Annotated in this window: 17 protein-coding genes; 7 read left to right on the top strand and 10 right to left on the bottom strand. The window is 66.2% G+C overall.

Annotated elements, in window-relative coordinates:
* Positions 1-57 precede the first annotated feature (57 nt).
* Positions 58-318 carry a DUF2964 family protein gene (locus ACFPTO_RS08900; protein ID WP_377710909.1) on the top strand — a complete coding sequence of 87 codons (261 nt, stop codon included), beginning with the start codon at positions 58-60 and terminating at the stop codon, positions 316-318.
* A gap of 266 nt (positions 319-584) precedes the next feature.
* On the top strand, positions 585-878 hold the full coding sequence (locus tag ACFPTO_RS08895) for a DUF1488 family protein (RefSeq protein WP_377710907.1): 294 nt from the start codon (positions 585-587) through the stop codon (positions 876-878).
* Positions 879-1,116: 238 nt separating this feature from the next.
* Here ACFPTO_RS08895 and ACFPTO_RS08890 read toward each other — a convergent pair whose 3' ends face one another.
* The 3 genes from ACFPTO_RS08890 to ACFPTO_RS08880 all read right to left on the bottom strand — a co-directional run bounded on the left by ACFPTO_RS08890 (position 1,117) and on the right by ACFPTO_RS08880 (position 4,171).
* A complete protein-coding gene (locus ACFPTO_RS08890; RefSeq protein ID WP_377710906.1) occupies positions 1,117-2,415 on the bottom strand; it encodes an NCS2 family permease in 1,299 nt (432 codons plus the stop codon).
* Between the two features lie 302 nt (positions 2,416-2,717).
* Entirely contained in the window at positions 2,718-2,987 is a 270-nt protein-coding gene (locus tag ACFPTO_RS08885; protein WP_377710905.1) for a DUF4148 domain-containing protein, read from the bottom strand.
* Positions 2,988-3,157: 170 nt separating this feature from the next.
* On the bottom strand, positions 3,158-4,171 hold the full coding sequence (locus tag ACFPTO_RS08880; protein ID WP_377711019.1) for an AraC family transcriptional regulator: 1,014 nt from the start codon (positions 4,169-4,171) through the stop codon (positions 3,158-3,160).
* Positions 4,172-4,453: 282 nt separating this feature from the next.
* Between ACFPTO_RS08880 and ACFPTO_RS08875 the strand changes: the two genes are divergently transcribed.
* From ACFPTO_RS08875 to ACFPTO_RS08860, 4 genes are all read left to right on the top strand, one after another.
* Positions 4,454-5,587: an acyl-CoA dehydrogenase gene (locus ACFPTO_RS08875; RefSeq protein ID WP_377710903.1), complete on the top strand. Its 1,134-nt coding sequence runs from the start codon at positions 4,454-4,456 to the stop codon at positions 5,585-5,587.
* Between the two features lie 164 nt (positions 5,588-5,751).
* Positions 5,752-7,455, top strand: a complete 1,704-nt coding sequence (locus ACFPTO_RS08870; RefSeq protein WP_377710902.1) for an AMP-binding protein — start codon at positions 5,752-5,754, stop codon at positions 7,453-7,455.
* Positions 7,456-7,475: 20 nt separating this feature from the next.
* Complete coding sequence (locus ACFPTO_RS08865) at positions 7,476-8,261, top strand: enoyl-CoA hydratase (protein ID WP_377710901.1); 786 nt, start codon at positions 7,476-7,478, stop codon at positions 8,259-8,261.
* 3 nt (positions 8,262-8,264) lie between these two features.
* A complete protein-coding gene (locus ACFPTO_RS08860) occupies positions 8,265-9,410 on the top strand; it encodes an enoyl-CoA hydratase/isomerase family protein (protein ID WP_377710899.1) in 1,146 nt (381 codons plus the stop codon).
* A 116-nt stretch (positions 9,411-9,526) separates the two neighbouring features.
* Here the strand turns inward: ACFPTO_RS08860 and ppnP are convergent, their stop codons facing one another.
* The 3 genes from ppnP to ACFPTO_RS08845 all read right to left on the bottom strand — a co-directional run bounded on the left by ppnP (position 9,527) and on the right by ACFPTO_RS08845 (position 11,934).
* On the bottom strand, positions 9,527-9,847 hold the full coding sequence (gene ppnP, locus ACFPTO_RS08855) for a pyrimidine/purine nucleoside phosphorylase (RefSeq protein ID WP_377710898.1): 321 nt from the start codon (positions 9,845-9,847) through the stop codon (positions 9,527-9,529).
* Positions 9,848-10,040: 193 nt separating this feature from the next.
* A complete protein-coding gene (locus tag ACFPTO_RS08850; protein ID WP_377710896.1) occupies positions 10,041-10,841 on the bottom strand; it encodes a family 1 encapsulin nanocompartment shell protein in 801 nt (266 codons plus the stop codon).
* On the bottom strand, positions 10,834-11,934 hold the full coding sequence (locus ACFPTO_RS08845; protein ID WP_377710894.1) for a Dyp-type peroxidase: 1,101 nt from the start codon (positions 11,932-11,934) through the stop codon (positions 10,834-10,836). Before ACFPTO_RS08845 ends, ACFPTO_RS08850 begins: the two co-directional genes overlap by 8 nt.
* Before the next feature lie 139 nt (positions 11,935-12,073).
* Here ACFPTO_RS08845 and ACFPTO_RS08840 point away from each other — a divergent pair, with 139 nt between their 5' ends.
* Entirely contained in the window at positions 12,074-12,346 is a 273-nt protein-coding gene (locus ACFPTO_RS08840) for a hypothetical protein (protein WP_296653952.1), read from the top strand.
* A 128-nt stretch (positions 12,347-12,474) separates the two neighbouring features.
* Here ACFPTO_RS08840 and ACFPTO_RS08835 read toward each other — a convergent pair whose 3' ends face one another.
* The 4 genes from ACFPTO_RS08835 to ACFPTO_RS08820 form a co-directional block, all read right to left on the bottom strand.
* Positions 12,475-14,532: a VTT domain-containing protein gene (locus ACFPTO_RS08835; RefSeq protein ID WP_377710893.1), complete on the bottom strand. Its 2,058-nt coding sequence runs from the start codon at positions 14,530-14,532 to the stop codon at positions 12,475-12,477.
* Positions 14,533-14,613: 81 nt separating this feature from the next.
* Positions 14,614-15,828 carry a CaiB/BaiF CoA transferase family protein gene (locus ACFPTO_RS08830; protein ID WP_377710891.1) on the bottom strand — a complete coding sequence of 405 codons (1,215 nt, stop codon included), beginning with the start codon at positions 15,826-15,828 and terminating at the stop codon, positions 14,614-14,616.
* A 64-nt stretch (positions 15,829-15,892) separates the two neighbouring features.
* The gene (locus ACFPTO_RS08825; RefSeq protein ID WP_377710889.1) at positions 15,893-17,056 is read right to left on the bottom strand and encodes an acyl-CoA dehydrogenase family protein; all 1,164 of its coding nucleotides are present in this window, start codon (positions 17,054-17,056) and stop codon (positions 15,893-15,895) included.
* An 11-nt stretch (positions 17,057-17,067) separates the two neighbouring features.
* Positions 17,068-18,276, bottom strand: a complete 1,209-nt coding sequence (locus ACFPTO_RS08820; protein ID WP_377710887.1) for an acyl-CoA dehydrogenase family protein — start codon at positions 18,274-18,276, stop codon at positions 17,068-17,070.
* Positions 18,277-18,290: the final 14 nt, after the last annotated feature.

The following is an 18,290-nucleotide window of genomic DNA, read 5'->3' as shown; positions in this document are numbered from 1 at the left end:
GCGCGAGTGCCAGGATGGAGACAAGCGCGTAGCGGTCTCGCGCCCCGGCGGCGGCCGATGGACCGCGGCGGGCTCCGTTTGACGGAGTACATCATGGTGCATGGTGAATTGAGGATTGTGGGGGCGACGCTCGCCACGTTCGCCGCGCTGTTCGGCGTGGCACTGGTGCTTCACGGGCTGTTCTTCGACCTGAGCAACGTCGTCTTGTATGGCGCGGCAACCATTGGGGCGAGCGTCGTTGCGTTCGTCGTGATGCTGACCCTGTACCCGACGGACATCGAAGATCAGCAGCATCAGCAGCGGCATCGCGAAACGTAACGTGCGGTCGCGCGCGACGGTATTTCGCTGCGATGCGGCAAACGCGCGGCCAGGAAGCGTGTAAGAAGCGGGGCCGGGCGCGTGATTTCCCGACTGCGACAACGTCGGCCTTGCGGCCCGTGTGAAGTCGTCTAAAGTAAATCCAATCAACCGGCGCAAACGTGTCGCTCGAGACACGAACTGATGGCGGCTGATGAGATTCCGCGCGCGTCAGGGGAGGGGCAACAGCCGCGCGGCCCGCCCAACCTCAACCGAAGGCCTCGCCCATGCAGATCATTTTTCCGAAGGTAGTCCCCGAGTATTCGGGGCCCGACTTGACGTTGGCGTTTCCGGCGATGATCGATGGGCAGAGAGTGGAGTGCACGATCACGTCGGCGGCGCTGGAAGATCATTTCGGCGCAGCATCGCCCCGAGCCGAAGACATGCTCCACGCGTTCGACAACCATCGCGACCGCATCGAAGCCGTCGCGCGTCGGCTGTTGTCGGAAACCGATGCACGGTGCCGCGTATTGCGTAGCGGTTATGTCCGTTTCGTGCAGGCCAATATCGCCGCTACTTGAGCCGTGTTTTGCGCCGCTTCTTCAGCCGCTTTTTGAGCCGCCTTTGACCCACGGCGCGCGCGTCGCGGCGCGCATCCTCTCGTGATCTTCATTCATGCCGGGCCGCGCGCCCGGTTTTGCTGCTGTGCGCCTGGTTGTGCCCTTGGACGTGCGTCTGGACGTGCGCTCAGATCATGCGCCGCAGCGATGCGGACTGGCGCCGGGTGACGTGCGCGGCGCCAGCGACACGGTGTGCTTTTCAGGCCTTCAGATAGAAGAAGCGGAACAGGAACACCGCCGCGATGATCCACACGATCGGCTTGACCCCGCGCACGCGGCCGGTCAGCAGCTTCAGCGCGCCGTACGAGATGAAGCCGAACGCCACGCCATCGGCGATCGAATACGTGAACGGCATCGTGAGCGCGGTCAGCACGGCGGGCACGGCTTCGGTGGCGTCTTCCCAGTCGAGCGCGGCGATCTCGCGCATCATCAGGCACGACACGTAGAGCAGCGCGGGTGCGGTCGCGTAGCCGGGCACGACGCCCGCGAGCGGCGCGACGAACAGGCACGCGAGGAACAGCACGGCCACGGTCAGCGCGGTGACGCCGGTGCGGCCGCCCGCCTGCACACCCGAGGCGCTTTCGATGTACGCCGTCGTCGACGACGTGCCGAGCATCGAGCCCGCGAGAATCGCCGTGCTGTCGGCGAGCAGCGCGCGGTTCAGGCGGTGCATCTTGCCGTGCACGAGCAGCCCCGCGCGGTTGGCGACGCCCATCAGCGTGCCGGTGGCGTCGAACAGTTCGACGAGGAAGAACACGAGGATCACGTTGAGCACGCCCGTCGAGAGCGCGGCGCGCACGTCGAGCTGCAGGAACGTCGGCGCAATCGACGGCGGCGCGGAGAAGACGCCGTGGAACGCGTTGCCGCCGAAGAAGAACGAGAGGATGGTCACGCCCACGATGCCGATCAGGATTGCGCCGCGCACGCGCAGCACGTCGAGCGTGACGATCGCGAAGAAGCCGATGATCGCGAGGATCGTGTGCGGATCGTGCAGATTGCCGAGCGTGACGAGCGTGGCCGGGTTGCCCGTGACGATCCCGGCGTTCTTGAGCGAGATGAGCGCGAGAAAGAGACCGATACCGGCAGTGATCGAAACGCGGATCGAATGCGGAATGCCGTTGATGATGGCTTCGCGCACGCGCAGCAGCGTCACGATGAAGAACAGACACCCTGAAATGAACACGGCGCCGAGCGCCGCTTGCCACGTGAAGCCCATGCCCTTGACGACGGTGTAGGCGAAATAGGCGTTCAGGCCCATGCCAGGCGCGAGCGCGATCGGGTAGTTCGCGTAGAGGCCCATGATGATCGACGCGATTGCCGCGACCAGGCAGGTGGCGACGAACACCGATTCCTTCGGCATGCCGGCATCGCCGAGGATGGCCGGATTGACGAAGATGATGTAAGCCATCGTAAGGAAGGTGGTGATCCCGGCGAGGATTTCGGTACGCAGGTCGGTGCCTGCTTCCTCGAAGCCGAAATAGCGCTTGATGGCGTCCATGAGGATTGAGCCTTTGAGTGTCGAGCGGATGGTCTTGTTGTGGAGATCGGCGCCCGCGCGAATGTGCGGCGAGGGCGTCGCGGAGACCGGAAACAGTCGGTTCCGGGCGGGATTGTAAACAAGCTTGACAGTCGCGGTGCCGAAATCCGTCGATGTGCGTGGCGCAGGTGCGTCAGCGCGGGCGGCGGGTGGAGGCGACTGCGGCGCTGCCGGGCGATGTCGTGCGGGGCTTTCAGGATGCACTGGCGCGCGGTGCGAGCCACGCGCCAGCGATGAGAGACGTGATGTCGAGGGGGCGGGTGTTATTGCTGCGGTTGCATCTGCGCCTGGCCCCCGGCGGCGCGTTCGGCGCGACGCTGCGCCACGATGGCGCCCGCGCGTTGTGCATTGGCCGGGTAGTGGATCCAGTCGAGCGGGTCATAGCCTGCCTGAAGCCAGTCGACCAGATCGGCCTGGACCTGGGCGCGTGTCAGAGGAGCCTGGGAGCCGGCAGGCTGCGCCAGCGCAGCCGTCGAAGCCGCCGCGCCGGCTGCCACCAGCACGGCGAGCGTGATGCGAGAGAGCGAGGTCATGGTTACGCCTTTTGTATTAGGGATTACCCCTAAAAGTATAGACGTTGTTGATTTAAATCAAAGAAATCAAGGCGGATGCGGCGTGCCCAGGCAGGAGCGCACAGCGCGCCGTTCCGGGGGCGGCAGCGTGGCTTGCGAGCCGGTTTGCAAGCATGAAGCCGCAGCGCGAGTCAGGCGTCGTCAGGGCGTTGCACGACGGTCCGCTGGCGCGCCAGCCGATAGTCTGCCGGACGCATGCCCGTCCACTTGCGAAAGGCGCGGTGGAACGCGCTCGGCTCGGCGAAACCCACGGCTGCGGCGACATCCGCGACCGAGCGGCGCGAATCCTGCAGCGCAGCGATCGCCAGGTCGCGCCGCAATGCGTCCTTGATCGACTGGCAACTGTGGCCCTCCTGTTTGAGCCGCCGCCGCAGTGTGGCGGGCGCGACGTTCAGGCGCCGGGCGATCGTGTCGGCGTCGGGCCACGCCGTGGCCGGAAGCGCGCGCAGCGCCCGGCGCACGCGTGCCGCGAACGAACCCGGATTGCGGTACTTCACGACGAAGTTGCCCGGCGCGTTGCGCAGGAACGCGCGCGCCGAACCGGGCGTCTGGATTACGGGCAGGTCGAGAAAAGCCGGTGACAGGTCGACGTACGAGGCGTCCTCGCCGAACGTCATGTCGTCGCAGAACATGAGCCGGTATTCGTCCACCGCATCCGGCGCCGCGCAGCGAAAACGCGCGGCGATGAGCGGAATGCGCCGCCCCACCAGCCAGCACACGAGCCCGTAGACGAGGATGAACCACGTCGCGTACGCGAAGATCGTCGGCGTGGCCGTGCCTTCGCGATGGACGAACGCAATGCGTACGCGCGCCGCGTCGATATCGACGTGACCGGCCAGGTCGTCGAGCATGAGCCGCATGAAGCCCACCGCGCGCTGCAGCGCCTGGCGGCCGGTGCGCGCGGTGAGCGCCGCGTGCGTCATCGCGACGAAGCTTCCGCTCTTCATCGCATGCGAGTCCTGGCCGAAGAATTCGTCGTCGAGCGCGTGCGCGATCCCCAGCCACAGCGCGCCGTATTGCGCGGCGCTCACGCGCGCCCGAGGCGTTATGAGCGCGGCCCGCGCAATGCCCGCGGCCTCGAGGATGGGCGCGACGTCGAGCGTGCGCTCGCGCGCCAGCGCGAGCGTCTCGTTGACGAGACTCATCGCGATGGTGCCTTTTTCGCTCAGCTTGATCTGTTTCGCGTTCGGCACGAAATGCATCTCCTGAAGGGTTGCCGGAAATAATATGGTAAATCCGATCAACGAGTTTGATCGTGGCGGACATGGAACGCCGTCGCGCGGATGCCTACACTTTTCTCAAGCGTTGCAATCGTGCGCGCGGGGCGCGACAGTGAGCGCAGCCCGCACGGCGGGCCGCGTGTTTCGCCGCAATGCAGCACGCGCGCCGTGTGCAAAGACGTGCGCAGAGACAGGAAGGAGACAGAGATGGACGAGTTCTACACCGAAGATCAACGGATGATCCGCGACGCCGCGCGCGACTTCGCGACCGAGCGTCTTGCGCCGAATGCAGCGCAATGGGATCGCGACGGCAAGCTGCCCGACGAGATCGTGAAGCAGTTGGGCGAGCTGGGCTTTCTCGGCATGATCGTGCCGCAGGAGCTGGGCGGCTCGTACACCGACTACGTGGCTTATGCGCTCGCGATGGAGGAGATCGCTGCGGGTTGCGCGTCATGCGCGACGCTGGTGAGCGTGCACAACTCGGTGGGCTGCGGGCCGATCCTGAAGTACGGCACCGAAGCGCAGAAGGACCGCTATCTGCGCAAGCTCGCCGCTGGCGAGATGATTGGCGCGTTCTGCCTGACCGAGCCGCAGGCCGGCTCCGAGGCCAACAATCTGCGCACGCGCGCGCAGTTGATCGACGGCCAGTGGGTACTCGACGGCAACAAGCAGTTCGTCACGAACGGCTCGCGTGCGCAGGTCGCGATCGTGTTTGCCGTCACCGATGCCGACGCGGGCAAGCGCGGCATTTCCGCCTTCATCGTCCCGACCGATACGCCGGGCTTCAACGTCGGCCCGACCGAGAAGAAGATGGGCATTCGCGCTTCCGACACCTGCCCGATCACGCTCGATCACTGCACGATTCCTGAAGCCAATCTGCTCGGCCAGCGCGGCGAGGGCTTGAAGATCGCGCTGTCGAATCTCGAAGGCGGACGCATCGGCATTGCAGCGCAGGCGCTCGGCATCGCGCGTGCGGCGTTCGACGCGGCGCGCAATTACGCGCACGAGCGCGTGCAATTCGGCGAACCGCTCGTGCGGCACCAGAGCGTGGCGAACATGCTCGCCGACATGCACACGCAGATCAACGCCGCTCGCCTTCTCGTGCATCACGCGGCGCGGCTGCGCACGCTCGGCAAGCCGTGTCTTTCGGAGGCGTCGCAGGCGAAGCTCTACGCGTCCGAAATGGCCGAGGAAGTGTGCTCGCACGCGATCCAGATTCACGGCGGTTATGGGTTCCTCAATGATTACCCGGTGGAGCGCCACTACCGCGATGCGCGCATCACGCAGATTTATGAAGGCACCAGTGAGGTGCAGCGCATGGTGATTGCGCGGCAGCTTTAAGTGGGAAGGATTGCGAAGTAGCAGGTGAAGTACGGTAGAGGAATTTATAAGCGACAGCTTTGCATGGGACCGGAGTAAGTGCTGAAGCGCTAACTCCGGTCGACAGCTTTGCATGGGATCAGAGTAAGCGCTAAAGCGCCAACTCTGGTCGACAGGAGACGACGATGACCGGTTTTACCCCTTCCGCGCAAGCCTTTCTCGACGCACGCGACCTGCTGCTGCGCCACCGCACCGACTACGCGCGCGCATACAGCGAATTCGCATGGCCGAAGCTCGATACGTTCAACTGGGCGCTCGATTACTTCGACGTCATGGCGCGCGGCAACGATAACCCGGCCCTGTGGATCGTCGACGATCCAGCCGGCGGCGGCACGCGTCTTTCGTTCGCGCAGATGTCCGAGCGCTCTTCGCGCGCGGCGAACTTCCTGCGCGAACACGGCGTCGTGCGCGGCGACCGCCTGCTGCTCATGCTGCCGAACCGCGTCGAACTCTGGGACGTCATGCTCGCGGCGATGAAGCTCGGCGCCGTGGTCTTGCCCGCCACCACGCAGCTTTCGCCCGACGACGTGCGCGAGCGCGTAGAAACGGGCGGCGCGCGTTACGTCATCGTCGATGCGGCGGAACTCGGTAAATTCGATGCGCTCGCAGCCAACGTGAAGCGTATCTCGGTCGGCGCGCAGCGCGACGGCTGGATCGATCTCTCGTGCGCCAGCGAAGCGAACGCCACGTTCGTACCCGATGGCCCGACGCGCGCGAGCGATCCGATGCTGCTCTACTTCACCTCGGGCACGACATCGAAACCGAAACTCGTCGAGCACACGCACCAGAGCTACCCGGTCGGCCATCTGTCGACGATGTACTGGATCGGCCTCATGCCCGGCGACGTGCACTGGAACATCAGCTCGCCGGGCTGGGCCAAGCACGCGTGGAGTTGCTTTTTCGCGCCCTGGAACGCGCAGGCCTGCGTGTTCGTCTACAACTACGCGCGCTTCGTGCCGAAAGACACGCTGAACGCGCTCGTGCAATGCGGCGTGACCACGCTGTGCGCGCCGCCCACGGTGTGGCGCATGCTCGTGCAGGAGCCGCTCGCGACGTATCCGGTGAAGCTGCGCGAGATCATCGGCGCGGGCGAGCCGCTCAATCCCGAGATTATCGAGCGCGTGCGCCACGCCTGGAATATCACGATCCGCGACGGCTACGGCCAGACCGAAACCACCTGCCAGATCGGCAATTCGCCGGGCCAGCCCGTCGTGCCCGGGTCGATGGGCCGCCCGCTGCCGGGCTATCGCGTCGAACTCGTCGATCCCGACGACCAGCTCGCGACCGAAGGCGAGATCGCGCTGCCGCTCGCGCAACGGCCGCTCGGGCTCATGACGGGCTATGCGAACAATGCGAACGCAACCGAATACGCGATGCGCAACGGCTACTACCACACATCCGATGTCGCCATGCGCCGCGAAGACGGTTACTACGTGTACGTCGGCCGCGCCGACGATGTGTTCAAGTCATCCGACTACCGGCTGAGCCCGTTCGAACTGGAGAGCGTGCTGATCGAGCACGAGGCGATTGCCGAGGCAGCCGTCGTGCCGAGTCCCGATGCGCTGCGTCTTTCGGTGCCGAAGGCCTTCGTGATCGTGCGCAACGGCTATGAGGCCGGGCCCGATCTCGCGCGCGAAGTGTTTCGCTTCTCGCGCGAAAAGCTTGCGCCGTACAAGCGGATTCGCCGCCTGCAGTTCAGCGAGCTGCCCAAGACGATCTCTGGCAAGATCCGTCGCGTGGAGCTGCGTCGCCGCGAAATGGACCGCCCCGCCGACACTGCGCGCTTGCCCGACGAGTACTGGGAAGAAGACTTCCCCGAACTGCGCTAATTCCGACCGGAGTATCACGCATGATCGAATTCGAATACGCGCATGATGGTGCAGTCGCCGTCATTACGCTCACGCGTCCGCCTGCGAACGCGTTCACCGTCGACGGTCTGTTGCAGCTGCAACAAGTCGTCGAGGCGTTCAACGTGCAGCACAAGGTGCGCGCCGTGGTCATCACGGGCAGCGGGCCGAAGTTCTTCAGCGCGGGCGCCGACCTCAATCAGTTCGCCGACGGCAAGCGCGACGTGGCGCGCGAAGCGGCCCGCGCGTTCGGCACGGCGTTCGAAACGCTCCAGAACGCGCGGCCCGTCGTGATTGCCGCCATCAACGGCTATGCGATGGGAGGCGGCCTCGAATGCGCGCTGGCCTGCGATATCCGCATCGCCGAATCTCACGCGCAGATGGCGCTGCCCGAGGCCAGCGTGGGCCTGCTGCCGTGCGGCTGCGGCACGCAAACGCTGCCCTGGCTCGTGGGCGAGGGCTGGGCCAAGCGCATCATTCTCACCGGCGAGCGCGTGGATGCGGCGACGGCGCTGCGCATCGGCCTCGTCGAAGAGGTCGTCGCGACCGGCGGCGCGCGCGAAGCCGCGGTGGCGATGGCCGCGCGCGTGGCCTTGCAGAGTCCGCAGGCCGTCACATTCAGCAAGACGCTGATTCATCAGGCGCGCCACGGCGTGCCGCGCGGCGCGGCGTTGGCGCTGGAGCGCGAACGCTTTGTGGATCTGTTCGATTCCCCCGATCAGCGCGAAGGCGTCAATGCATTCCTCGAAAAGCGCAAACCGCGCTGGCATATAGAAACGGAGAATTAACTAATGAGTGCAACACCCGCTTCCATGCAGACCGCTCAGGAAGCTGAAGTGCTGTATCGCGTCGTCAACCGCGTCGCGATCGTGACGCTCAATCGTCCCGCCGCGCTCAATGCGCTTTCGCACGCGATGGTGCGGGATCTCGCGGCCGTGATCGAGCGCGTGCGCGCCGACGACGAAATCGTCGCGATGGTCCTCAACGGCGCCGGTTCGAAAGGCTTTTGCGCGGGCGGCGACGTGCGTGCGCTGTACCAGCTGGCGCGGCAAGGCGAGGTGCTCGGCGAGACGGGCTGGCGGCAGTTCTTCGTCGACGAATACCGGCTCGATTACGCGCTGCACACGTTTTCCAAGCCTGTCGTCGCGCTGCTCGACGGCGTGACGATGGGCGGCGGCATGGGGCTCGGCCAGGCCGCGACGCTGCGGGTCGCGACCTCGCGCACGAAGATCGCGATGCCGGAGACGCGCATCGGCCTGCTGCCCGATGTCGGTGCGACGCATTTCCTGGCGTCGATGCCGGAGGAGATGGAACTCTACGTGGGCCTGACCGGCGTGACGCTGTCCGGTGCGGACGCGCTCCACTGCAGTCTTGCCGATATCTGCGTGCCGGGCGAATGGATCGACGGATTCGAAGCGCGGCTCGCGCAGGCGTCGATGGAAGGCGGCGTGAACGCGATGCTGCGCCGCGTGTTCGACGCGCCGTGCCACGATGCACAGCCCGCCGCGCTCGCCGCGCACGCGCCGCTGATCGAGCAGTACTTCACGCGGCGCCGGACGGTCGAGCAGATCGTCCACGCGTTGCAGACGGATCTCGCCGACGAAGCCGCACCGGCCGACGCGCAGGCATGGCGCCGCACGACGCTCGACGCACTCACGCACTATTCGCCGACGATGCTCGAAGTCACGCGCGAAGCGCTGTTGCGCGGCCGCCAGTTGACGCTCGCGGAGAGCTTCCGCATGGAACTCGGGATTGTGTCGCGCGCGATCGAAGAGGGGGATTTCTGCGAGGGCGTGCGCGCGCATCTTGTGGACAAGGACCGCACGCCGCGCTGGGCACCGGCCACGCTGCCCGAAGTGCGGCCCGAAAGCGTGCAGCATTTTCTCGCGTCGCCCTGGCGCAGCGAAGTTCATCCGCTCGCGGATCTGGGCGCTTAAGAAGGTTGCGCGCGCAGGTTGCACGCGCGGTTTGCATGCGCAGTTTGCATGATCAACCTGCGCGTGCAGACTGCAAAGCACGCGCGTGCGGCGGGCGGCGCTCGCCGCCCGGACGCTCACAGATAGCTGCAGACGTAGTCGAGCGTTTCGATCACGTCGATATCGAAGCGGCTCTTGCCCGGCACCTCGAACGAATCGCCCGCGCCATAGGTCTTCCATTCGCTGCTGCCGTCGAGGCGGATGCGGCATTGGCCCGCCTGCACTTCCATCAGTTCGGGCGCATCGGTGCCGAAATTGAGCGTGCCGGGCAGGATCACGCCGAGCGTCTTGCGGCTGCCGTCGGCGAACAGCACCGTGTGCGAGACGCACTTGCCGTCGAAATAGACGTTGGCGCGCTTGAGAACGGAAACCTGGTCGAATTGCGTGGTGGTCGTCATGGCGGTCTTCCTCTGGGTCGTCTTGATTGGATTCGGGGTTAATTTGGCAGCCGCGCGGCAGCCGCGCGATGCCGCGCACCTTGCTGCCGCGCGTTCGCGCGAAACGAGCCCGATATCATACCGGCCACGCACGCCATGAGCGACTTTCCGGCGGCGCGGGTGAGACGCCCGCGCCCCGCCCGCACCCGCGCACTTATTCCGGCTTGGCTGATACGGAAGCCTCGGCGGTCAGCAGCAAGAACGTGAAGCTCTCTTGCAGATAGAGGCGCACGCTCTGGTCGTCGTGGCTCAGATAGCCGATCGACACATCCTGGCCCAGATGAAATGCGAAGTCGCCGCCGCGCGTGCTGAGGATGCTGGCTCCGGCGATGGCGGGCACGAGGATGATTTCACCGCTCACGAGATGGCGCAGGTGTTCGAGGACCGGATAGCCGCGGTCGCTCGCTTCGCTTACCGCCGTATAGGCCTCCGGGCCGAGCAGCACCGTGTACGGGCCGTCCACGCCTTGCAGGCGCAGTTCTTCGAGCGCATTCGCGATAAGCGTGGGGTAGTCGGTGGCGTTGGTGGGCAGCGCCAGCACCGGGTTCGACGAGCCTTCGCGGAGGCCCGTGATCTGCGCCGCGCGGTAACCGTCGAAGATCGCGCGGTCTTCCGCGAAGGCGAGCCGCATGGCCGCGTCCTTGGCGGGCTGCCAGTCGGAGTCTTCGGCGCCGCGCTCGACGTCGTCGATCGCCTCGCGCGACAGCACGAACGGCACGCGCAGCTCGACCAAAGGCCGTACCTCGCGCTGGTGCGCACGCATGCCTTCGAGCGGCGCTTCGATGCCGATCAGGCGGCCCGTGCCGACCCCCGCGAGATCGGCGCCGCCCGGACCCGTGACGTCGACAACCCGGCGGCCCGCGACGAGGCGCTTGAATGTGCGCGCAACTTCTTCTTCGATCTGCGACCAGGCTGCCGTGGAAATGGGCGCCAGTTCTCGATGGAGATTATTCATACCGTGGTGCTCCTTTGAGGGATCCGATGGCAAGCGAGCCGTCGCTGGACGATGCAACGGCGGATGCAATTGGGGGGGCAACGGCGGGCGCGCTGGCCGTCTGCGCCGCCAACGCATCGTCGATGGGCTGCGCGGCGGGCGCCTCGCGTTCGGCGAGCGCTTCGAGCAGCGGCTCGGACGGTACGAAGAAGAGCCCGCCAGTCACGGCGCGGCTGAAGTCCAGCAGGCGGTCGTAGTTGCCGGGCGGCAAACCGACGAACATGTTTTCGAGCATCCGTTCGATGGGCTGCGGCGAGCGCGCGTAGCCGATGAAGTAGGTGCCGAATTCGCCCTTGCCGGGCTGGCCGAACGGCATGTTGTCGCGCAGGATCTTGATCTCGTCGCCGTCTGCGTCTTCGAGCGTCGTGAGCGAACTGTGCGACCAGCTCGGCTTCACGGCGTCGTCGAGTTCGATGTCCTGGAGCTTCGTGCGGCCGATGATGTGCTCCTGCGCCTCCACCGGCAGCGCGTTCCAGCCTTTCATGTCGTGCAGGTACTTCTGCACCAGCACGTAGCTGCCGCCCGCGAAGGCGGGATCGGCGTCGCCGATCACCGTGAAATGCGCGGCCTCGTCGCCGACCGGATTTTCCGTGCCGTCGACAAAACCGATGATCGCGCGCATGTCGAAGTTGCGAAAGCCGTGGACTTCGTCCACGGTCGTCACCGCGCCTTCGAGGCGGATCATCAACTGCGTCGCCAGTTCGAAACACAGGTCGGTCTGATCGGCGCGGATATGCACGAGCAGATCGCCCGGCGTCGCCACGGCGATGCGCTCGCCCGTGCCGAATTCGCGAAACGGATGCAGTTCGGCAGGACGCGGCGCGCCGAAGAGTCGATTCCATGCCTCGGACGCGAAGCCCACGACGCAGGTGAGATTGCCCGAAGGCACGCGCTTGCCGACCGCGCGCGTGAGATTCGCGACATCCGCGCACCAGGCGCGCACGGTTGCGCGGCTGGCGTCGTCGTTATTGATGGTCGCGACGATGAAGAACGCGCTGCGCGTGACGGAAGTGGAAACGGACTGGGGTTGGGGCGGGGCGCTGGAAGGCGTCATGATCAGATGGATTCCCTGGCGTAGGTCGAAAAGGAAAAACCCCGTGAGCGCATAGTGTAGTCAACTGGAGAAAAGGACGTTTGCAGGCGGGGCGCGCTGCATGCGACGATAGTCGTCATCCTGGCAACGGAGACACATCATGTGGGATCACACCGAGCACGAAGGCTTCGAAATCTGGGTGCTGCCGATTCCGGCTTTCGGGCCGCGCTCGCCGGAACCGCTGTTTCACTACAGCGGCTACATTTGCCGCCACGGCGCCGACGCGCATCTGGAAGGGCAAAGCATTCGCTTTCACGACATGATGCGCAACTTCACTGGAGCCGATTCGGCACTCGATGCAGCCTACGCCGACGCGCGCAAGCGCATCGACCGCTTCCGTGCGAACGGGAGCTGGGCGGAACGCGTGGATTGACGGGAGCGCTGCGGTTTTGGCCGCATCCGGCGGGCCGCGCGCGGCCCTTCGTGCGGCTGGTGCGGCTAGCGGCTAGCGGCTAGTGGCTAGCGGCTAGCGGCTAGCGGCTAGTGGCTAGTGGCTAGTGGCTAGTGCCGCTCGTGCTGTTGCGAAGCGATCAGCGTCACTGGCCGGCCTTCGCAGCGAGCCCCGCCCGGCACCGTGAGCACACGCCATGCCATGGGCTCGCCCGCCGCCGCGAGGTCGAGCGCGCTGCCGTCCTCCTCGGGCGAGGCCGTGAGCACGTTGAACGGCCACGATCCGCGCCGCAGCCGCTCGTGGATCAGCGAGCCGGTCCAGATCGGCACCGCGCCGCTGCTGCCATGGCTGCCGCCGCCGTTGGGCATCAGTGCGTAACCCGTCGGCCAGAAGCGCAGTACGTCGCGCCGGCTGCCCAGGTGCGCGGGATCGGCGGGAACCGGGGCGCGCTCGAACACGAGCGGTGACGGCAGGCCGTTGTGCAGCTTCGGCAGCAGTGGCAGCGACAGCACGTCCACCTGCGGCGCCACGAGCGAGAGCAGGTTGAGCATCGAGAAATGCGCGCCCTCGCTCCAGCCCGCGTCGCGCAGCGAAGCGCGCAGGCCGTCGGCGTCGGCGGCCCACTGGAGCGTCATCGGTTCGCGGCGCTCGCCTTTCATGTCGAGCCGGTAGCACGCGAAGGTCTTCCACAGCGAATCGGTCCAGGCCATCTGCGTGATGACGAGCGGCGGCGTTTCAATGGGCGGAACCTTGCGCAGTTCCGTGCCCCGCTGCAAGCCGAACGCCGCAGCCAGCACGGCGAGCACCACGGCAGGCATGAACAGGCGCTGCGGCGGCCGGTGCGGATAGCGCCACAGCGACATCAGCACGACAGCCGTGACCCAGATCGACGCGAGCGCCGCGCCGCCGATCGCGTCGGAGAACAGGAAACGCTCGAAATACAGCCCCGCGAACGTCACGGCCACGATGATCACGTTGCCGAACGACGCCACCATCGCGGCCTGCAGCCGGTTTGCGCGCCGCACCAGCAGGAACATCAAGAAGCCGTAGACGATCACCATCGACGTCACGCGGTCGCTCGGGAACACGAAGGCCGTGACGCTCTCGCTGTTCGGCAGCGAGTGATGGACCGCAAGGCGGATCGCGAGAATCACCAACTGCGACACCGCCGCCGCCGTGACCCAGTACGCGACCGAGCGCAAGCGCCGCTCGAGCGCCATCCAGACGGTGACGGTCACGATGAGCGCCGCGAGCGTGATATTGCTGCCGAGCGTTTCGATGCGCGCGAGCGCGGCGTCGGCCCAGACACTGTGGATCGAGCCCAGGAACTGGCGTACGGACTGGTCGATCTGCATGAGCGGATCGCCGCGCAGCACATTGCTCAGCACATACGAAAAGATGGCCGCGAAGACCGGCACGAGGCCCGTGATCATGACGACGGCGCCCAGCGCGGGCTGCTGCGGGTCGAGCAGGCGTTCGAGCCGCCGTGCCGCCGCGCCGTGGTGCCGCTGTACCCAGCGTGCGGCGGCGAGGCGCGAGGCGTTTGCCCATGCGTCGATATGCTGGAGCAGGATGCGCGTGATGCGCCAGATGAGCCAGCCCGCGAGCGCGAGTATCAGCGCGATCACGACGAGCCGGAACGACACCACGCCCGCGATCTGCAGCGAGGCGCCGAACACCACGCCCGGCAGGATGTGCGCGGGCGCCCAGATGAGCGCGGACAGCACATTCATCGTGAGAAAGCGCATCGGCGTCATGCCGGCCATGCCCGCGACCACCGGCACGACTGCGCGCAGCGGCGCGACGAAGCGCGCGAGGATCACGCTGCGTGCGCCCTGGCTCGCGAAATAGGCCCGCGCCCTGGCGAGAATCTCGGGGTAGCGCGAGAACGGCCAGATCTCGGTGAGCGAGTCGCGATAGCGATGGCCGATCCAGTAGCTCAGCGCGTCGCCCGCCACGGCGCCCGCGATGGCCGCGACGAACAGCCAGCCGAGATTGACCGTGCCCGTGCCGACGAATGCGCCCGCAATGAACATGGCCGTGCTGCCCGGAATGAACGTGCCGATGATCGCCATCGATTCGAGGAAGGCCGCCGCGAACACGAAAATGAGCAGCCACTCGGCATGGTCGGCGAGCAGGTGCAACAGGTGGGCGTAGGCGTGCTCCATCGACGGGCTGGGTGGCGATTGGGGGAACGTGCGGGTGACATGGGCAATATACCCGTGTTACCCGTGTCCATGCCCGCATGATCAGATCACGCCTTTGTCCTTCAACGCGCCGATGGCGGCATCGGACATCCCGAGTACCGACTGCAGCACGTCGCGCGTGCCTTCGCCCAGTTGCGGCGGCGCGCGCCGCACGGGCATGCGCTCGCCGTCGAAGCGCCAGGGCGGCGCGAGCACCGGCACCGTGCCGCTTTCCGTGCGCGGATGCGGCTGGGTGGTGACAAGCCCCGCCGCGCTCGCGCGCTCCGAGAGCAGCGCTTCGCGCAGTCCGGCCACTTCGCCGCACGGAATGCCCGCGCGCGCGAGCCGTTCGAGCAGCAGCGCGCGCGGCCGGCTGCGCAGTTCGCGCGTGAGCTCGGGCAGCAGTTCGGCGCGATTGTGCGCGCGTTGAATGTTGGTCTTGAAGCGCTCGTCGTCGGCAAGATCGGGCCGCTCGATCACGTCGCGGCAAAAGCGCTCGTACTGGCTGTTGTTGCCCACCGTGATCACGAGCGGACCGTCCGCCGCATCGAACACGCCATACGGCACGATCGACGGATGCGCATTGCCGTAGCGCGGCGGATCTTCACCCTGCAAGAGCGCTTCGAGGCCGTAGTAGGCCGTGATCATGAGCCCGCAGTCGAACAGCGCCATTTCGATGTGACGTCCGCGTCCGGTGCGCTCGCGCTCGAAAAGCGCGGCGAGCATCGCCTGCGCCGAGTACATGCCGGTGAACAGGTCCACCGCAGCGATGCCGAACTTCAGCGGCGGCTGGCCGGCTTCGCCGTTCATGGCCATGAGACCGGCTTCGCCCTGCACGACGAGGTCGTAACCGGGGCGCGACGCTTCGGGACCGGTGCGGTCGTAGCCCGAGATCGAGCAATAGATGAGACGCGGATTCTCGCGGCTCAACGTTTCGTAGCCGAGCCCGAGTTTTTCCGCGCCGCCGAAGCGGAAATTCTGGATCACGACGTCACAGGTTTTCGCGAGATCCTGCGCGATACGCTGGCCTTCGGGCGTTTGCAGATCGAGCGTCACCGAACGCTTGTTGCGGTTCACGCTGTTGAAATACGCGGTCTCCGTGTCGCCGACGCGCACGCCCCAGTCGCGCGTATCGTCGCCGCGGTCCGGATGCTCGACCTTGATGACTTCCGCGCCGAGGTCGCCGAGCACCATCCCGCTCCACGGTCCCGCCAGAATGCGGGAAAGGTCGAGTACGCGCACGCCCGCGAGCGGCAAGGTTCGGGTGTCGGTCTGCATCAGCAAGTGATCCTTGTTCGTTGGCGGGGCGCGTCCCGCTGGGTTTGGTGCTACGTCACGTTCATCACGTTCGGTTCTCCGTGCGGCCGAGTGCGATGTAGCGCGCAAGATGATGATCCTCGTCGCCGAGCTGATGATCGATCATGACGAGACGCTTCGCGTAGTGCGAGAGCCGCAGCTCCCACGTCATGCCGATGCCGCCGTGCAACTGGATCGACTCCTCGGCCACGCGCGCGCCGATGCGTCCAATCGAATATTTCGCCGCCGACAACGCGCGTTCGCGTTCGCCGCGCAGAGCGTCGATGGCCGCCGCTGCATTGATGACCGCCGAGCGCGCCTGCTCGATTTCGAGCAGCAGGTCGGCCATGCGATGCTGCAACGCCTGGAAGCTGCCGATCGGCACGCCGAACTGTTTGCGCGTGCGCAGGTATTCGAGCGTGTCGTCGCGCGCGACGTCCATCGCGCCGACCGCTTCGGCGGCGAGCGCGAGCAGGCCGTAACCGGTTGCGTGCTCAAGCGTCGCGAAGCCGCTGCCCTCGGCGCCGACCAGCGCGTCTATGCCGAGCGTCACATCGTCGAGCGCGACTTCGGCGGCACGCCCGCCGTCGATCTTCCGATAGCCGCGCACCTTCACGCCAGGCGCGCGACGCGGCACGAGAAAGAGCGAGATGCCTGCTTCGTCGCTTTCGTTGCACTCGCCGCCTGATTGATCGAGCGCCGTGCGCGCGGAAACGAGCAGCACGTCCGCCTGTTCGCCGTGCTGCACGACGCCCTTTGCGCCCTGCAGCACCCAGCCGTCGCCGCGTTTGACCGCGCGTGTCGTGACGCGCGCGGCCTCGTAGTGCGAACCCGGTTCGTCGTGTGCGAGCGCGGCGATCAGCGAGCCGTCGATCAGCGCGGCAAGCTGTTCCTGCTGAGCGTTACCGCCCGCATGCGCGAGCGCGCGCCCGACGATCAGCGTATCGAGAAACGGCTCGACCACGAGCCCCCGCCCGAGCGCTTCGAACACGACGGCCACATCGAACCCCTCGCCGCCGAATCCGCCGTGCGCTTCGGGAAAGAGCGCGCCGATCGTGCCGAGTTCGGCGAAACGGCGCCACATGTCGGCGCTGAAGCCTTCGTCGGAGCGCGCGATTTTATCGCGTGTGTCGAAGCCGTACTGATCGGCGATGAAGCGGTTGAGCGAATCCGCGAGCATCCGGCGCTCTTCAGTGTGCTGGAAATTCATGGCGGCGCCCTTTACAGACCGAGGATCATCTTCGCGATGATGTTCTTCTGGATTTCGTTGGAGCCGCCGAAAATCGACAGCTTCCGGTTGTTGAAGTAGAGCGTTGCGGCGCTCGCGGCTTCGTCGGGTCCGATGGGCTCGCCTGCGTAGCCTTCGTCGAGCGCGGCTTCGACGAACGGCGCCGCGTACGGTCCCATCGCGCGGCGCAGCAGCGACGAAATCTCCTGGCGGATCTCGGTGCCGCGAATCTTGAGCATCGAGCTTTCGGCGCCCGGCACGCCGCCGCCCGCCACGGCTGCGATCACGCGCAGGTTCGTCGTTTTCATGTTCTCGAGATCGATTTCGACCTTCGCGAGCCGCGCCGCGAACGACGGATCTTCCGCGAGCGGCCTGCCGTTGCGCATGACCTTTTGCGCGGCGCGCTTCAGGCGCGCGAGCGCCGCCACCGAAAAGCCCACGCCCGCGATGTTCGTGCGCTCGTAGGTGAGCAGATATTTCGCGTAGGTCCAGCCCTTGTTCTCTTCGCCCACGAGGTTCGCCACCGGCACGCGTACATCGGTGAAGAACACTTCGTTCACCTCATGCTCGCCGTCGAGCGTGATGATGGGCCGCACTTCGATGCCCGGCGTGCTCATGTCGATCAGGAGGAAGCTGATGCCTTCCTGCTTGCGCACGTCGGTTGCGGTGCGTACGAGGCAGAAGATCATGTTCGCGTAGTGGCCCAACGTGGTCCACGTCTTCTGGCCGTTTACGACGTAGTGGTCTCCCGAATCGTCCTTGACCCGTACCGCTGTCGTGCGCACCGACGCAAGATCGGAACCCGCGCCGGGCTCCGAATAACCCTGGCACCACCAGTCGGAGCCGTCGAGAATGCGCGGCAGCCAGTAGCGCTTTTGCGCCTCGCTGCCGTACTTGATGAGCACGGGCCCGAGCATGTTCACGCCGAACGGCACGATGCGGGGCGCGCCCGCAATCGCGCATTCGTTCTCGAAGATGAACTTCTGCACGGCGCTCCAGCCGGGACCGCCGTATTCCCGCGGCCAGTGGTTCGCGAGCCAGCCTTTCTCGTTGAGCGTCGCGTGCCACGCGGCCATGTCGTCGCGCGTGAGGCGGCGGCCGTTGCGCACCTTGTCGGCGATGCGCTGCGGCAGCCGTTCGCGCAGGAAATCGAGCACTTCGGTGCGGAAAGCTTCTTCTTCCGCCGTGAATTTCAGGTCCATGCTGGTTTGACTCC

The sequence above is a fragment of the Paraburkholderia denitrificans genome (assembly GCF_042655705.1).
In the GTDB taxonomy this organism is placed as follows: Bacteria; Pseudomonadota; Gammaproteobacteria; order Burkholderiales; family Burkholderiaceae; genus Paraburkholderia; species Paraburkholderia denitrificans.
The sequence above is the reverse complement of the archived record's forward strand: the minus strand, read 5'-3'. Positions and strand labels throughout refer to the sequence as shown.

What these genes read in the sequence shown, in the direction of transcription:
- ACFPTO_RS08845 (WP_377710894.1), bottom strand. Translation starts at nt 11,934, where the DNA reads ATGACGCCTTCCAGCGCCCCGCCCCAACCCCAGTCCGTTTCCACTTCC.
- ACFPTO_RS08895 (WP_377710907.1), top strand. Translation starts at nt 585, where the DNA reads ATGCAGATCATTTTTCCGAAGGTAGTCCCCGAGTATTCGGGGCCCGAC.
- ACFPTO_RS08835 (WP_377710893.1), bottom strand. Translation starts at nt 14,532, where the DNA reads ATGGAGCACGCCTACGCCCACCTGTTGCACCTGCTCGCCGACCATGCC.
- ACFPTO_RS08880 (WP_377711019.1), bottom strand. Translation starts at nt 4,171, where the DNA reads ATGAGTCTCGTCAACGAGACGCTCGCGCTGGCGCGCGAGCGCACGCTC.
- ACFPTO_RS08860 (WP_377710899.1), top strand. Translation starts at nt 8,265, where the DNA reads ATGAGTGCAACACCCGCTTCCATGCAGACCGCTCAGGAAGCTGAAGTG.
- ppnP (WP_377710898.1), bottom strand. Translation starts at nt 9,847, where the DNA reads ATGACGACCACCACGCAATTCGACCAGGTTTCCGTTCTCAAGCGCGCC.
- ACFPTO_RS08830 (WP_377710891.1), bottom strand. Translation starts at nt 15,828, where the DNA reads ATGCAGACCGACACCCGAACCTTGCCGCTCGCGGGCGTGCGCGTACTC.
- ACFPTO_RS08890 (WP_377710906.1), bottom strand. Translation starts at nt 2,415, where the DNA reads ATGGACGCCATCAAGCGCTATTTCGGCTTCGAGGAAGCAGGCACCGAC.
- ACFPTO_RS08865 (WP_377710901.1), top strand. Translation starts at nt 7,476, where the DNA reads ATGATCGAATTCGAATACGCGCATGATGGTGCAGTCGCCGTCATTACG.
- ACFPTO_RS08875 (WP_377710903.1), top strand. Translation starts at nt 4,454, where the DNA reads ATGGACGAGTTCTACACCGAAGATCAACGGATGATCCGCGACGCCGCG.
- ACFPTO_RS08825 (WP_377710889.1), bottom strand. Translation starts at nt 17,056, where the DNA reads ATGAATTTCCAGCACACTGAAGAGCGCCGGATGCTCGCGGATTCGCTC.
- ACFPTO_RS08820 (WP_377710887.1), bottom strand. Translation starts at nt 18,276, where the DNA reads ATGGACCTGAAATTCACGGCGGAAGAAGAAGCTTTCCGCACCGAAGTG.
- ACFPTO_RS08840 (WP_296653952.1), top strand. Translation starts at nt 12,074, where the DNA reads ATGTGGGATCACACCGAGCACGAAGGCTTCGAAATCTGGGTGCTGCCG.
- ACFPTO_RS08870 (WP_377710902.1), top strand. Translation starts at nt 5,752, where the DNA reads ATGACCGGTTTTACCCCTTCCGCGCAAGCCTTTCTCGACGCACGCGAC.
- ACFPTO_RS08885 (WP_377710905.1), bottom strand. Translation starts at nt 2,987, where the DNA reads ATGACCTCGCTCTCTCGCATCACGCTCGCCGTGCTGGTGGCAGCCGGC.
- ACFPTO_RS08850 (WP_377710896.1), bottom strand. Translation starts at nt 10,841, where the DNA reads ATGAATAATCTCCATCGAGAACTGGCGCCCATTTCCACGGCAGCCTGG.
- ACFPTO_RS08900 (WP_377710909.1), top strand. Translation starts at nt 58, where the DNA reads ATGGACCGCGGCGGGCTCCGTTTGACGGAGTACATCATGGTGCATGGT.